This is a genomic window from Planococcus maritimus, assembly GCF_001687625.2.
In the GTDB taxonomy this organism is placed as follows: domain Bacteria; phylum Bacillota; class Bacilli; order Bacillales_A; family Planococcaceae; genus Planococcus; species Planococcus maritimus.
This window is the reverse complement of the sequence record NZ_CP016538.2, coordinates 1,528,215-1,543,419: the sequence shown is the minus strand read 5'-3', so window position 1 is coordinate 1,543,419 and position 15,205 is coordinate 1,528,215. Positions and strand designations below refer to the sequence as shown.

The following is a 15,205-nucleotide window of genomic DNA, read 5'->3' as shown; positions in this document are numbered from 1 at the left end:
AAGGGATGTAAGCGTTTTATTTGCAAAATACAGCAGTTCTCTTTGCAAATTCTTGCAAAACCTTGCAAAGAGTTGCAAAACCCTATAATAGTCCGAATTTTTCCAACTTATAGTATAAAGTACGCAAAGAAATTTGGAGTTGTTTGGCCGTTTTCGATTTATTGCCTTTGGCTTCTTCTAATGCGCGATGCAAAATGCCGCGTTCGACCGTTTCCAATTGTTCTTGCAAAGGGGCCGATGCTGGAATGACCACTTCGTTTTTGGCTTCTTTCGCTTTCAGCATGTTTAACGGAATATGGTCTTCTGTCATGACTTTATCGTTCATCTGCATAAAAATCATTGAACGGCTTAAAATATTTTCTAATTCCCTCACATTGCCGGGCCAATCGTACATTTTCAAAAATTGCACCGCTTTCTCCGAAACACTCTCCACATTGCGGCCATATTCTTGATTGAGCTTCAATAACAAGCGGTCAATTATACGCGGAATGTCCTGTTTCCTGCTGCGCAGTGGGGGAATTAAGATCGGCATGCGGTTCAACCGGTAATATAGATCTTCGCGAAAAGCGCCGTCTAACAGTGCTTTTTCCATATTGGCATTGGTAGAGGCGATGACACGGACATTGACAGGAATGGGTTTGGTTCCGCCAATTCGCATCGTTTCATGCTCTTGTAACACCCGCAGCAATTTGCTCTGGATCTGCGGGGACAACTCGCCGATTTCATCTAGGAAAATGCTGCCGTTATTCGCTTCTTCAAGCAGGCCACGCTTTGCTCCCGTCCTATTTTCGAGCGTCGCCCCTTCCTCATAGCCGAACAACTCAGCATCGAGCTGCTCACTCGATACCGCCGCGCAATTGACACGCACGAATTTATTGAACTGGCGCTCACTGGCACTATGAATGGCATGAGCAAATAATTCCTTGCCCGTTCCCGACTCGCCGCGCAATAACACCGTGACGAGCGTCTGTGCGGCCAGTTTCGCCTGTTGCAGCGATAATTGCATTTCAGACGACAGCCCGATAATGTCATCAAAGGTATATTTCGATTCAAGCGTCCGGATAATGCTTCTTGCCCGGTCCAACTCTTTCATGAGCGAACGGATCTCTGTCGTATCGTGAATTACCCCGACACTGCCTTTTAATTGGTTATCGACGATAATAGGCGCCACATTAACAATAACTTCGCGCCTTGCCGGGCCAACTTTTAAATTGACACCGCGTACAGGCTTCCGGGTTTGCAAGGCTTTCAAGTGCATGCTTTCGCCTTCTGAAATATCCGCAGATGCCGGGCGGCCAATTACTTGTTCCATCTCAAGGCCCGTAATTCTTGTATAAGCCGGATTGACAAGCAAGCCGTTGCCTTTTTCATCCACCACTGAAATAGCATCATCGCTCGACTGGATGATCGCCTGCAGCATCGTTTGAATCTCTTTTAAGTCAGTAATTTCTTCTGCGAGCGAAACCACTTCCGTAATGTCTTTGAACACCGCAAAGGCGCCGATCAATTCGCCGGTCTCATCGATCATCGGAAAACGGCTCGTGACGATTTTCGAGCCGTCCTTCAGCTCGAGTTCACGGTTTAATTCCGTCCTCCCCGTCTCGAGAATCCTTGGCAATTCGCTCATCGATATCAGCTCATGAATATGGCGCCCGATGGCTTCGTCTTGCTTTACAGAAAGCATGCGGGCAGCGCTGCGATTGATGAAATGGATGTGGTTGTCGAGGTCAATGCCAACCATACCTTCGTCGATTGAATTGAAAATAATTGAGCCTTTATGACTCTCGGTACTAAGTCGGTTGATATAATGTTCTTTCTCATCCATTAAGCGCACAAAGATATTGGCGACACTTCCCGGAATGATGACCGTCCGTGGTGGATAATAGCGACGCAAACGCTGCGTTAGCTCATCATCACCTGTTACATTGAAGACGATATCAACTGCTTTGGGCAATTCGCGATAATCGGATCCGGTGAAAATATTAAATTTTTCCGCCTCGACTAATGCTGGTGCCGCAGCATCGATATCCGCAACCCCTTCAACGTGAAACCAACCAGACTCAACGAGCAATTTTAGAATCGACGACCCGCCGTTTCCTCCGCCTATAATAATCACTTTTTGCAATTCACTTCAAACCTTTCTGTGCCAATTCATGCAATAGACTGCACATATGTTTCTAGCCTACCGCAGGGGACAATTCTTGACAACTTTAAGCAGATTGGAAACAATGGTACATGAAGGATGTGGAATAGATGGGACGATTGATTGCATTTATCATTTTGCTCATCCCTGGCATCATGGCCGCTTACGGCATTAAATTGATGAGGGATACCCTTTTTAATAAATTGCTCGAACCGTATCCAGCCCTCTGGATGCAGTTTACGCTCGGTACGCTCTTCACAGTAATTGGCATCGGTTTTTTCGCTGGCTTTTTGTTGAATCGCGACCGCAAAAAAGGCAATGTGTCTGAACGGTTTCAAAAGCGATAAACGAGCATATTAATGTAAACAAACAAAAACCAGCCGGGAGCTATTGCTCCTGGCTGGTTTTTTGTCTAGTATGTTGCGGTTTTGACTGTTGTTGACTCCATAGAGCTTTCACGCGCGCTGGATAATCTGTAATAATCCCTTTGACCGCAGGGTGAAGATCATGCAAGATACGTTCATTGCCTACGATGCCATAAAGACGCACTGTCTTACCCATCTTCGCAATTGGCTCCAGCCATTTAGCTTTATGGTATCTCTTGTGGAAATGGAAACTGTCAAACCCCTTATATTTCTCCAGTTCACTCCATTGAACGGCACGCTTTAAAATCCAAGCCACTTCTACGTGAGGCTGCAAACGTTTCATCTTTTCCAGAAGCTCGGCGTCAAATGATGATAAATGAACATTTTTTGCGCCTTCGAGCAAGGCCGAAACGATTTCGGGACCATCGGGGTGCTTCGCGACGGATGACTTTAATTCTATATTCAGTGAGATATTTTTTTGTTTCGCCCAATGAATGACTTCATAAGCCAGCGGAATTGAATGTCGCCCAAAACGGCGGAAACGTTTCCGGATCGATAGCATTCTTATCGATTCGTACGCCATCGCATAGACATCCGACCGCATCCCGGCTAATCGGTTCAATTGATCATCGTGATAGACAATCGCAATTCCATCTCGCGTCATCTGGATGTCCAACTCAATTCCCACTTGCAGTTGATGCGCTAATTGAAATGCTTTCCATGTATTTTCAAGTGCATGACCTGAGGCTCCGCGATGCGCATAAATTTCGATTTCTGACATAGCTTTCTCCCCTTTATTCGATAGGACTTAGCTTTAATCAACCATTTTATCACGTCATCAACTCACTGCAAGTGTTGCGTTTGTTGTGGGCGGTTTTTCATTTTTTATATAACCTTATGTAGTTTAGTACATTTATTACTGATGCGCTATCGCGCAAAAAAAACCGATGCCTTTATGAGGCACCGGCCGTTCATTTTTTATTGTCATTCATACCAAGGCTGTCGACAATCATAGCGATGAACTCAGAGTTGGCTGGTTTTGCTTGAAGGTGAGCTTCGCTATAGCCAAAGACACTTGCAATATGGGCCACGGACTCGCTGCGCACCCATACTTGCTCGATGGCGTGGCGGATCGACCTTTCGACGCGTGCTGGTGTCGTATCGAATTTCAACGCAATTTTCGGATACAGCTCTTTCGTCACTTTTCCGAGCGCAGAAGGTTCATCTACCACAATCGACACCGCCGCTTTTAAATACATATAGCCTTTAAGATGCGGCGGCACACCGATGTCTTTTAAACGCGACGTGATCAGCTCATCCTTTGTTACCAAGCCATTTCTTGCGACTTGGTCCCCATTTTTCATGATGTGATTGATCTGGACGACCAATCGCTCCGTCTCAAATGGTTTCATGATGAAATAAGAAGCCCCGTAATCCGCCGCCTGGCTCATGATTGACTCCTGGCCAAATGCGGACAGCATGATCACATGGATTTTGCTCAGTCGCTCATTCGAACGCAGCACATCGAGTACCGCAATGCCATCTAAATAAGGCATGATGATATCGAGCAGCAAAATATCTGCCTCGGTCTGTTCCAGAATACCGATACATTCCCTGCCGTCATGAGCCACGCCCACCACTTCCATATTCGGCTGTGAATCGAGAAATTCAGTCATCAATTCAACAAGCTCTCGGTTGTCATCGGCAATGGCGATTTTTATTTTCTCCATATTTTTCTCTCCTAATTGACAGGCTCCGGACCCTTATTTCATCAACAACTTCCGGTCCCTTGCCAAAGTCAGCAATTCATCAGCATGCTGTAAAGTTAGTTCAGTGATTTCTGCCCCTGACAGCATGCGGCTCATTTCTTCCGTACGCTTACGCCCTGCAAGTTCTTTCACCGCAGTCGTGGTACGGTCTTTTGATACTTTTTTCTCGATAAACAAATGCTGGTCTGCCATAGCGGCGACTTGTGGCAGATGCGAAATACACAGCACCTGTGAATGGCGGGCAATAGCTGCGATTTTTTCAGCGATCGCCTGCGCCACCCGGCCACTGACTCCTGTATCGACTTCATCGAAAATGATCGAAGTGATGCCTTGGTGCTTGGAGAAAATCGTTTTCAGCGCCAGCATCATACGCGACAATTCGCCGCCTGATGCCACTTTCGTTAACGCTTTCAACGGCTCCCCGACATTCGTCGAAATATGGAACGCGATGCTGTCCTGGCCGAAGCGGTCGAATTTGCCTTTAGGCAGCAAATTGAATTGGACGGCGAATGACGCTTTGCCCATATGGAGCTCTTTCAATTGTTCCATAATCGCTTTCGATAATTTGGTGGCCGCTTGTTTTCTGAGCATCGTCAATTCTTCCGCTTCGATGCGCAAGTCCTCGGTCAATTCCTTCAGTTTTTCCTGATCGAGGCGCAAACGCTGGTCGCGATTCAGCAGTTTATCCAGTTCATCCGTCTGTTCTTCTTGATACAACAGCATATCTTCAACCGACGCGCCGTATTTACGTTTCAAAGATTGCAATAAAGCAAGGCGCTGTTCGATGTCATTTAGCCGTTCCGGATCGAATTCCAATTGATCCAAGATGCGCTTGATTTCTGTCGAAGTGTCCTGCAATTGATAAAACGCCCCTGCCACCGATTCCGAAGCCTCTTGGAATTGTTCATCGACTGATGCGGCATGCTCCAGTTCGCTCATGGCATTGCCGACCCAATCAAGTCCTTTCGACTCTCCTTGAATCGCTTCATGAGCTTGTGAGATCGATTCGTAAATTTTGGTGAAATTCTGCAAGCGTTTACGTTCGTCGAGCAAGGTTTCTTCTTCGCCGGGCACAAGCTGGGCTTCTTCAATTTCACGCAATTGAAATGTCAGCAAATCAATACGCTGGGCAATCTGTTGCTCGTTTTCGTTATAAGTCGCAAATTCTCGCTTTAGTTTTGTATATTTTTCAAACGTATGATTATAGCTTTCTTTTGCTTTGGTCAGAAGTTTCCCGGAAAATTGATCCAATAAATGTAAATGTTGTTTCTCATCCATCAATTCCTGGGTTTCGTGCTGGCCGTGGATATCAATCAATGCAGCCCCCACTTCACGCAAAATGGAAATGGTCACAAGCTTGCCGTTGATGCGGCAGACATTTTTGCCTTTGCCGTTCAACTCACGCCGTAATAATACATCGCCGTCGCTCGCCTGGATGCCAAAATCCTCGAGCTTGCGATGGACAGGATGCGCCGCACTGTCGATATGGAACAAGCCTTCAATTTCAGCTTTTTGCGCCCCGTGGCGAATAAATTCCTGGCTTCCTCGTCCACCTGCCAATAAATGCACAGCATCGATAATAATCGATTTTCCTGCACCGGTTTCTCCTGTCAAAACGGTCATGCCTTCTGTAAAACTGACCGATAATGTATCAATGATCGCAAAATTGCGGATATCCAATTCTCGCAGCATATACATCCACCTCTTTAATTAAAGCATTTCAATCAAGCGTTGTTTCAATACTTCACGGTGTTCGACGTCCCGGCAGATAATTAAACACGTATCATCTCCGCAAATGGTTCCTAGGATTTCTTCCCAGTCTAAATGATCGATCAATGAACCGATTGCATGGGCATTGCCCGGCAAAGTTTTCATGACCAAAAAATGACTTGCCCCATCAATGCTAACGAATGCATCTGTCAGCGCGCGGTGCAATTTTTGCATCGGGTTAAAGCGCTGATCTGCCGGCAAGCTGTATTTATAGCGGCCGTCTTGCAACGGTACTTTTACTAAATGCAATTCTTTAATGTCGCGTGAAACGGTCGCTTGCGTCACTTCATATCCTGCAGCTTTCAATAAGTCGACCAAATCATCTTGCGTTTCGATTTCGCGATTTGAAATTAAGTCGCGGATTTTGATATGACGTTGTCCTTTATTCATGGTGCTCCCCCTTGAGTGAATAATTATTCCAGATACTTTATATCGTACATCTAAATCACTTCGAAAACAAGGAAACTTACTGCCACACTAGAACTATTTACCCCTTGTCTACCAAGCTTACTCGTTTTTATTAATAAGATAATAAAAAAAGATCAGGGATCGAAGCCCCTGACCTTTTTATGGTAAAAGTGTATTTTTTTCCTTAAACGCCAAATGGGCATTCTCGACTACAGATGCCACTAAAGGCGCATCTGGCAATTCGCTTTTAGCTGCCTGTTCATTCGATACCAAATGGAACAGGAACTCGATATTGCCTTCTCCTCCCGTAATCGGCGAGTGAGTCATCGCCCTTACTTCAAAGCCACAGTCGACGGCATAAGCCGCCACTTTTTGAAGCACTTCTTGATGCACTTTCGCGTCTCTTACGATTCCTTTTTTGCCAACTTTCTCACGTCCCGCTTCGAATTGGGGCTTCACGAGCGCGATGCAATCGCCTCCGGGGACCAATATGGTCTTCAGCACCGGCAAAATAATGCGCAATGAGATGAAAGAGACATCAATTGTCGCCATTTCCGGCAAGCCTTCCTGGAAATCTTCAGGCTTTGAATGACGGAAATTGGTGCGCTCCATGACCGTAACACGAGGATCTTGGCGTATTTTCCAGGCCAATTGGTTATAGCCGACGTCGAGTGCATAGCCGTGGCGTGCGCCATTTTGCAGTGCACAATCGGTAAATCCACCTGTCGATGAACCGATGTCTAACATCATTTTTCCTGCAACCGTTACGTCGAATTCAGTAAGTGCTTTTTCAAGCTTCAATCCGCCCCGGCTAACATAGCGCAAGTCGTTTCCTTTTTTTTCAAGCGGTGCATCTTCCGGGATTTTTTCACCGGGCTTTTCCAAGCGTTCACTGCCTGAGAAAATAACACCCGCCATAATGGCGCGCTTTGCTTTTTCACGTGTTTCGCAAATGCCCCGTTCGACTAACAAGACATCCACCCGTTCTTTTTTCACTTTATTCATAGAGCGTTCGACCGCTCCTGTTGTGCATCTTGATTGATGCGCGATTTCACTTTCTTAACCACTTCGTCGCTATTGAGGTCGATTTCATCCATCAACTCAGCGACATCGCCATGTTCAACAAAGAGATCCGGGATTCCCATGCGGTCAATGACAGCACCTGTATGGCCATTATCCTGTGCGTATTCCAGCACCGCGCTGCCAAAGCCACCTTGCAATACCGCTTCTTCGATTGTCAAAACCGGCACATTGCGGCCGAAAATTGATTCAAGCATGTCTCCATCCAAAGGTTTGATAAAGCGGGCATTAACGACTTCGACTTGTATCCCTTGTTCGCGCAATTGCTCAGCTGCATGAAGCGCCATTGGAATCGTTGTGCCGAAAGTGAGGATGACGGCATCGTGCCCTTCTTCCAGAACTTCCCAACTGCCGATTGGAATGGCTTTTAACTCATCGTCCATTGCTACACCTAAGCCGTTGCCGCGAGGATAGCGCAAAGCAATTGGGCCGTCATTGTAATCGATTGCCGTTTTGACCATATGCTGCCCTTCGTTTTCGTCTTTTGGCATCATCAATACCATGTTCGGTAAATGGCGCAAGAAAGCGATATCGAACACGCCTTGATGCGTTTCTCCATCCGCTCCGACAAGGCCAGAGCGGTCAATGCCGATAAAGACGTTCAGATTCTGGCGGCAAATATCGTGCACGACTTGGTCATACGCTCGTTGCAGGAAAGTCGAGTAAATAGCCAAAAACGGCTTCATTCCTTGTGTCGCAAGCCCAGCGGCCATCGTCGTCGCGTGTTGTTCGGCAATGCCAACATCAAACATGCGCTCAGGGAACTCAGAAGCAAAGCCTTCGAGTTTCGACCCGACCGGCATTGCCGGCGTGATTGCGACGATGCGCTCGTCAGTGCGTGCCAATTTACGGGCAGTTTCAGCGATCAAGCCACTCCATGAAGGAGCCGTAGAAGAAGACTTCACCAAATCGCCAGTTTCCATCTTATAAGGCCCAATTCCGTGCCAAGTGCCAATTTTATCCTGCTCGGCAGGCAAATAGCCTTTGCCTTTTTTCGTGATGACATGAAGAAGCACAGGTCCTTTTGTTTTCTTCGCATATTCCAAATTGTCTTCTAGCTCTTCCAGGTCATGGCCATCAATTGGCCCTAAATACGTAAACCCGAGTTCCTCGAAGAACATGCCGGAAACAACCAAATATTTCAAGCTATCTTTTACGCGCTCAGCAGTAGAAGCGAGCTTGCCGCCAACAGCCGGCACTTTTTTCAACAAGTACTCAAGATCGTCTTTGACTTTATTGTATTTCCCAGCTGTGCGCATGCGGCCGAGTACGCTGTGCAGCGCCCCGACATTCGGAGCGATCGACATTTCGTTATCGTTGAGAATAACGGTCATGTCTGTCTGGGCGTGGCCGATGTGATTTAAAGCCTCAAAAGCCATACCACCCGTCAAAGCGCCGTCACCGATGATCGGAATAACATAATTCTTGTCTTTTTTAATATCACGCGCTGCTGCCATGCCCATTGCTGCAGAAAGAGAAGTGGAACTATGGCCGGTTTCCCAGACATCGTGATCGCTTTCATTGCGCTTAGGGAAGCCGCAAAGGCCTTTAAATTTACGCAGCGTGTCGAATTGATCCGCGCGTCCCGTTAAGATTTTATGGACATACGATTGATGCCCGACGTCCCAGATCAATTTATCATCCGGGCTGTCGAAGACACGGTGGAGCGCAATTGTCAATTCCACCACGCCGAGGTTCGGGCCGATATGCCCCCCAGTTTTTGAAAGATTTTCTATCAGAAATCGACGGATATCTTCACTTAAAAGCTCTAATTGCTCAGAATTCAGCTCTTTTAGGAAAGATGGACCAGTTATCGAATGAAGATCCATTTGCCATCACACACCTTTTTCTATATTTTCCTGTATTGTTGTCTCCCCATATTATAGCAAGACAGGGCAAATGTACAAACAAGAGCCCTATTTTTAGCTTTTTCGCTGGACGATCAGCTCGGTCAATTCCTTCAATAATTGTTGTTCACCTGGAAGCCCTGCAATAGCATCGAGCGCTTGTTGTGCGTGATAATCCAATTTTTCTTTTGCTTTTGGCAAGGTCAAAATGCCGGGATACGTACTTTTATCACTCGTTTCATCTTTACCGGCTGTTTTCCCGAGCTCTTCGGAAGTGCCCGTAACATCTAAAATATCATCTTGAATCTGGAAGGCTAAGCCAAGATGGCGGCCAAATGTTGAAAGCGCCATCAATTGTTCGGCGTTTGCACCGCCCAAGATCGCACCAGAGATGATGCTGTAAGTTAATAATGCCCCGGTTTTCAATAAATGCACTTGTTCCAATTGCTCTAAAGTCAGCTGTTTTTCTTCTCCTTCGATATCGAGCACTTGGCCGCCGACCATGCCTTCTGCACCAGCTGAAGTCGACAGCAAATCAATAAGCCGTACTTTATCTTCTGCGGAAACATCTTCCAAACGCGCCAATATACCAAAGCTGAACGTTAATAAAGCGTCTCCTGCCAGAATGGCAACCGCTTCCCCGAATACTTTATGGTTGGTCGGCATGCCGCGCCGCAAATCATCATTGTCCATGCTTGGCAAATCGTCATGAATCAAGGAATATGTATGGATCATTTCAATTGCGGCCGCCACTTTCAAGGCATCGGGATGGGCTGCACCTTGTTCATGCATGGTCGCGAGCAAGAGCATTGGCCGAATGCGCTTACCACCGGCCTGAAGCGAATAATGCATCGATTCCTTTAAGGATTCTGGAATGGACAATGCACCGATCAGTTCCGCCATCTCTTGCTGAATTATCGGTTCATAATGGGTTCTGAATTGGCTTAAGTTCATTGGGCATTTCCTTCCCCTTCGATCTCAGCAGGAACTTCTTTTCCATCTTTCATCATCGTCACCAGCTGAGTTTCGGCATTTTTCAATTTGTCATGGCATAGTTTTGACAACTCCATACCTTTTTGGTAAAGCGTTAGCGCTTCTTCAAGCGGCACATCGCCTTGCTCCAAAAGTTTGACAATTTCTTCTAATTGCTCCATTGCGTCATTGAACATCACGTTCTTTTCTGCCATTTAGTCGCGCTCCTTTTCTTTTGAATCGATTGCTTCGATGACGGTTTTGACTTCTCCGTCTTTCAATGAAAGGCTCAGCTGGTCACCAAGCTCTAGTTGATCAACTGACTTTACCACTTCGCCATGCTTAAAAGGGATCGCATAGCCCCTATCCATGATCTTCAACGGACTTAATGCATCCAGTGTACGGATAGCAGATTTCAATTGTTGCTCCCGCTGATTGAATACATTGGCGATACGCTGGTCGAGCCGGTCGCCGAGAATGGCCAAATCCCGTTCGGCCTGGCGGATGCGGTCACTCGGGTTGCGGTTGTCCAATTGGCGCGACAACATCGTTAAACGGTCGCCTGAGCGCCGAACTGTCAGCACAGTCTCCCGCTGCAGCGCATCCGCAGCACGTTCGATGCGCTCAATAAATGGTCTATATAGACGGTCCGGGTAAGCCATCGGATAGGAATTTTGCAGTTGCGTCAACCGGATGCGGCGCTGTTCCAAATCATTTGTCATATGACGAAACATTATTTGTCGCTGTCCCATGACTCGCTCAAGCAATTCAATACGGCTTGGCACTGCGAGCTCTGCGGCAGCTGTCGGAGTAGCAGCACGCAAGTCGGCAACGAAATCAGCGATGGTCGTATCCGTTTCGTGACCGACCGCTGAAATGATGGGAATCGTTGAGTCATGGATCGCTCGTGCCACCGCTTCTTCGTTGAACGCCCATAAATCTTCGATTGAGCCGCCTCCACGCCCAACAATTAATACATCACTGTCGGTACGGTTGGCTTGCTGGATCGATTGGACAATCGACTGGACGGCCCCTTGTCCTTGTACGAGTGTCGGAAACAGCACGATTTGTGCAAGCGGGTAACGACGTTTTAAAGTCGTAATAATGTCGCGCACCGCAGCACCTGTTTGCGCTGTGATGACCGCCACTTTCTCAGGGAATCGAGGAAGTGACTGTTTGTGATCGGCGTTGAAGACGCCTTCTTTGTTAAGCTTTTCCTTTAACTGTTCAAACGCCAAATAATAATCACCGATGCCATCAGGCTGCATCGACTGGGCATATAATTGGTATTGCCCCGATGCCTCATAGACGGAGATATCCCCGCGGATCAGCACCGTCATGCCGCTTTCTGGACGAAATTTCATCGATTTCGCCCGCGCTGAAAACATGACAGCCGGCATACGGGCCTTTTGGTCTTTTAACGTGAAATAGATATGGCCGCTCGTATGGATTTTAACGTTCGACAACTCGCCTTTCACGTAAACATCACGCAAATGAGGGTCGGCATCGAATTTCTTCTTTATGTATTTCGTCAATGCTGCAACACTTAAGTACGGGTCGGTCGCCAAAATGTCAACCCCTGTCTATAGAAAGTAAAAAGCTGTCTTTCTTTCGAAAAACAGCTCTATTTGCTATTCATTTTACACGCTTTCGGCAGCTTTGTCTTTCGATAATCCTTTTTCAGCCGACTGCAAAGTGTTTTCCATCAACATTGCGATCGTCATTGGCCCAACGCCGCCCGGTACAGGCGTGATGAAGCTTGCTTGTTCGCGCACTGCTTCGAAATCGACGTCGCCGCAAAGCTTGCCGTTTTCGTCGCGATTCATGCCGACATCAATGACGACTGCACCTTTTTTGATATGGTCTGCACTGATAAACTTCGCCCGCCCAATGGCCGCGATGATGATATCCGCCTGCTTGGTCATCGCCTTCAAGTCCGGTGTCTTGGAATGGCAATAAGTCACAGTCGCATCTTTTTGCAGCAACAATTGGCCAACCGGTTTGCCAACAATATTGCTGCGGCCAATCACGACGGCGTGTTTGCCTGCTGGGTCGATGCCGTAATGTTCAAGCAGCACCATCACCCCGTGCGGCGTACACGGTAAAAACGCCTCTTTGCCAATCATCATATTGCCGACCGAAATCGGGTGGAAACCATCGACGTCTTTCTCAGGAGCGATTGCTGTAATGATTTTGAATTCATCAATCTGGGCAGGTAGCGGCAATTGCACCAAGATGCCATGAATATCCGGATCGTTGTTCAATTCGCCAATCTTCTCCAGCAGTTCCTGCTCAGAGAGTGAGGCTGGGTATAGATGAAGATCCGAACGCATGCCGAGTGATTCACATGTCTTCTTTTTATTTTTGACGTAAGTTTGCGAAGCAGAATCGTCGCCCACCAGAATGACCGATAGGCCAGGAGTGATTCCATTTGTTTTCAATCTTTCTACACGTTTTTGCACTTGCTCTTTAATTTTCAGGCTAACGGCTTTTCCATCAATCAATTCAGCAGTCACGTAGATTCCTCCAATGATTAGTTCGCAGTTTGGTCAGTAAATTTCGAAAGAACGCCGTTGACGAAACGGCTTGACTTGTCGTCCCCGAAAGTTTTGCTCAATTCAATCGCTTCGTTTAAAACGACTCGGCTAGGAGCATCATCCATATATTCCAGTTCAAAAACGGCCATACGCAAAATCGTCCGTTCGACTTTTGGCAAACGTTCAAGCGACCAGTTTTGCAAGTGGCCCTTCAATTTATCGTCAATTTCCTGTTGCTTACTGTTCGTACCTTCTACTAACGATTTATAGAACTGGTCTGTCTCGCCTTCCATGACATGTTCCATTGCTTCTGCGATCGTCAATTCGGTTCCATCGAGCTGGAATAGCGTCTGAAGCGCTTTTTCCCGTGCTTCGTGTCGTTTCATCATAATTCCGGTCTCCTTTTTCAAGCTGATTATCCACCCATTATACAGGTAATCGCACGGAACTTCCAAGTTTGAAATGTTCCAACAAATCGCCCTAGTGACTGCAAGATCCATAAAAAGAAGGCTGGCCGGAACATGCATCAGCATGTCCGGGCAGCCTGCTTATCAGTCCTGGGGATGGTCGAAACGTATACCGGTAATGTGCACGTTCACTTCTTGCGTCTGCAATGAAGTCATCGTCTCTAAGGTCTGGCGGACTTGTTCCTGGATTTTTTTGGCCGTATTCGGGATCGATACCCCAAAATCGACGACACAATAAACATCGATTGCCAAGCCTTCATCCGATAATTCGGTTTTGATGCCTTTGCCATGGACTTTTTTGCCCAGTCGTTCAACAACGCCGGATGCAAAATTGCCGCGCATACTGGCAACGCCTTCGATATCGGTCGCAGCAATACTCGCGATTATTTCCAGCACTTCCGGCGCGACTTCGATATTTCCAAGATCCTGTGCGCCGGGGGATTTCATTTTTACATAAGGGATTACTTTTTCTGCCATTTGATTATTCCTCCTCAAGAGCCCATTACATCGTATTTTTCCAGGAATTTCGTATTGAAGTCCCCGGATTTGAACACCTCGTGATCCATGAGGCGAAGATGGAATGGAATGGTCGTGAAGACGCCTTCGACGACAAACTCATCGAGCGCACGTTTCATCTTGGACACCGCTTCTTCGCGCGTATCGGCGAATGTGATGAGCTTCGCCACCATAGAATCATAATAAGGCGGGATTGAGTAGCCTGAATACATCGCTGAATCGACGCGCACGCCCATTCCGCCCGGCGGCAAGTACATGTCTACACGGCCGGCTGAAGGCATGAAATTCTTCAACGGATTTTCAGCGTTGATGCGGCATTCAATCGACCAGCCTTTAAAGGTCACATCTTCTTGTTTATAAGCGAGTGTTTCGCCTGAAGCGACTTTCAATTGCTGTTGGATCAAATCAATGCCGGTAATCATTTCAGTGACAGGATGCTCGACTTGAATTCGTGTATTCATTTCCATGAAATAGAACTTTTGGTTGACGGCATCAAAAATAAACTCAACCGTTCCGGCACCGCGGTAATTAACTGCTTGTGCTGCTTTTACAGCCGCTTCGCCCATTTCTGCTCTCAATTCCGGAGACAAGGCAGGAGATGGCGCTTCTTCGACAAGTTTTTGCATGCGTCGCTGAATCGAACAATCACGTTCACCGAGGTGAATGGCGTTGCCATGCGAGTCAGCCAATACTTGGATTTCGATGTGGCGGAAATCCTCGATAAATTTCTCGATATAAACGCCGGGATTACCGAAAGCTGCTGCTGCTTCTTTTTGCGTCATATTGAGGCCTTTGACAAAGTCTTCGCGTGTTCTTGCTACGCGAATTCCTTTACCTCCGCCTCCCGCTGTTGCTTTGATGATGACCGGGAAACCGATTTTTTCGGCAATTTCCAAGCCTTCTTCTTCGCTGCCGACAATTCCTGTAGAGCCCGGAACAACCGGTACGTTCGCTTCGCGCATCGTTTCGCGAGCTACATCTTTTGTGCCCATTTTCGAAATCGCTGCTGCTGTCGGGCCGATGAACATGATATCGCATGCTTCGCACAATTCCGCAAAGCTCGCATTTTCAGCGAGGAAGCCATATCCCGGATGGATGCCGTCGCAATTCGTCAATTTTGCCACGCTGATGATATTGGAAAAGTTCAAATAGCTGTCTTTTGATAGTTTCGGGCCGATGCAATACGCTTCATCCGCCAGTTCAACGTGAAGCGCTTCTTTATCCGCTTCTGAATAAACCGCTACGGTCTGAATATCGAGCTCTTTGCAGGCACGGATGATCCGTACGGCGATTTCTCCGCGGTTGGCAATTAATACTTTTTTCATCATTGT

Annotated in this window: 15 protein-coding genes; 1 reads left to right on the top strand and 14 read right to left on the bottom strand. The window is 47.1% G+C overall.

Annotated features, from left to right (window positions below):
• Positions 1-82: 82 nt before the first annotated feature.
• Positions 83-2,125, bottom strand: a complete 2,043-nt coding sequence (locus BBI11_RS07755) for a sigma-54 interaction domain-containing protein (RefSeq protein ID WP_068462086.1) — start codon at positions 2,123-2,125, stop codon at positions 83-85.
• Positions 2,126-2,253: 128 nt separating this feature from the next.
• On the opposite strand from BBI11_RS07755, the gene BBI11_RS07750 reads away from it, so the two are divergent.
• Positions 2,254-2,490, top strand: a complete 237-nt coding sequence (locus tag BBI11_RS07750) for a DUF2627 domain-containing protein (RefSeq protein WP_068462085.1) — start codon at positions 2,254-2,256, stop codon at positions 2,488-2,490.
• A gap of 40 nt (positions 2,491-2,530) precedes the next feature.
• Here the strand turns inward: BBI11_RS07750 and BBI11_RS07745 are convergent, their stop codons facing one another.
• From BBI11_RS07745 to accC, 13 genes are all read right to left on the bottom strand, one after another.
• Entirely contained in the window at positions 2,531-3,289 is a 759-nt protein-coding gene (locus tag BBI11_RS07745) for a glycerophosphodiester phosphodiesterase (protein WP_068462083.1), read from the bottom strand.
• A 190-nt stretch (positions 3,290-3,479) separates the two neighbouring features.
• The gene (gene spo0A / locus BBI11_RS07740) at positions 3,480-4,238 is read right to left on the bottom strand and encodes a sporulation transcription factor Spo0A (protein ID WP_068462080.1); all 759 of its coding nucleotides are present in this window, start codon (positions 4,236-4,238) and stop codon (positions 3,480-3,482) included.
• A 33-nt stretch (positions 4,239-4,271) separates the two neighbouring features.
• Complete coding sequence (gene recN / locus BBI11_RS07735; protein ID WP_068462079.1) at positions 4,272-5,969, bottom strand: DNA repair protein RecN; 1,698 nt, start codon at positions 5,967-5,969, stop codon at positions 4,272-4,274.
• Positions 5,970-5,987: 18 nt separating this feature from the next.
• A complete protein-coding gene (ahrC, locus tag BBI11_RS07730; protein WP_058380870.1) occupies positions 5,988-6,437 on the bottom strand; it encodes a transcriptional regulator AhrC/ArgR in 450 nt (149 codons plus the stop codon).
• A 177-nt stretch (positions 6,438-6,614) separates the two neighbouring features.
• Positions 6,615-7,460 carry a TlyA family RNA methyltransferase gene (locus tag BBI11_RS07725; RefSeq protein WP_068462077.1) on the bottom strand — a complete coding sequence of 282 codons (846 nt, stop codon included), beginning with the start codon at positions 7,458-7,460 and terminating at the stop codon, positions 6,615-6,617.
• A complete protein-coding gene (dxs, locus tag BBI11_RS07720) occupies positions 7,457-9,364 on the bottom strand; it encodes a 1-deoxy-D-xylulose-5-phosphate synthase (RefSeq protein WP_068462075.1) in 1,908 nt (635 codons plus the stop codon). Before dxs ends, BBI11_RS07725 begins: the two co-directional genes overlap by 4 nt.
• A 93-nt stretch (positions 9,365-9,457) precedes the next feature.
• Complete coding sequence (locus tag BBI11_RS07715; protein ID WP_068462073.1) at positions 9,458-10,336, bottom strand: polyprenyl synthetase family protein; 879 nt, start codon at positions 10,334-10,336, stop codon at positions 9,458-9,460.
• Positions 10,333-10,569: an exodeoxyribonuclease VII small subunit gene (gene xseB, locus BBI11_RS07710; protein WP_068462072.1), complete on the bottom strand. Its 237-nt coding sequence runs from the start codon at positions 10,567-10,569 to the stop codon at positions 10,333-10,335. The genes BBI11_RS07715 and xseB overlap by 4 nt, the downstream gene beginning before the upstream one ends.
• Positions 10,570-11,922, bottom strand: coding sequence for an exodeoxyribonuclease VII large subunit (xseA, locus tag BBI11_RS07705; protein WP_068462070.1), 1,353 nt, complete (start codon positions 11,920-11,922; stop codon positions 10,570-10,572).
• 72 nt (positions 11,923-11,994) lie between these two features.
• On the bottom strand, positions 11,995-12,870 hold the full coding sequence (gene folD / locus BBI11_RS07700; RefSeq protein WP_068462068.1) for a bifunctional methylenetetrahydrofolate dehydrogenase/methenyltetrahydrofolate cyclohydrolase FolD: 876 nt from the start codon (positions 12,868-12,870) through the stop codon (positions 11,995-11,997).
• Positions 12,871-12,887: 17 nt separating this feature from the next.
• Positions 12,888-13,277: a transcription antitermination factor NusB gene (nusB, locus tag BBI11_RS07695; protein WP_068465671.1), complete on the bottom strand. Its 390-nt coding sequence runs from the start codon at positions 13,275-13,277 to the stop codon at positions 12,888-12,890.
• A gap of 165 nt (positions 13,278-13,442) precedes the next feature.
• The gene (locus tag BBI11_RS07690) at positions 13,443-13,835 is read right to left on the bottom strand and encodes an Asp23/Gls24 family envelope stress response protein (protein ID WP_068462066.1); all 393 of its coding nucleotides are present in this window, start codon (positions 13,833-13,835) and stop codon (positions 13,443-13,445) included.
• A 14-nt stretch (positions 13,836-13,849) separates the two neighbouring features.
• A complete protein-coding gene (accC, locus tag BBI11_RS07685; protein ID WP_068462064.1) occupies positions 13,850-15,202 on the bottom strand; it encodes an acetyl-CoA carboxylase biotin carboxylase subunit in 1,353 nt (450 codons plus the stop codon).
• Between the last annotated feature and the right edge of the window lie 3 nt (positions 15,203-15,205).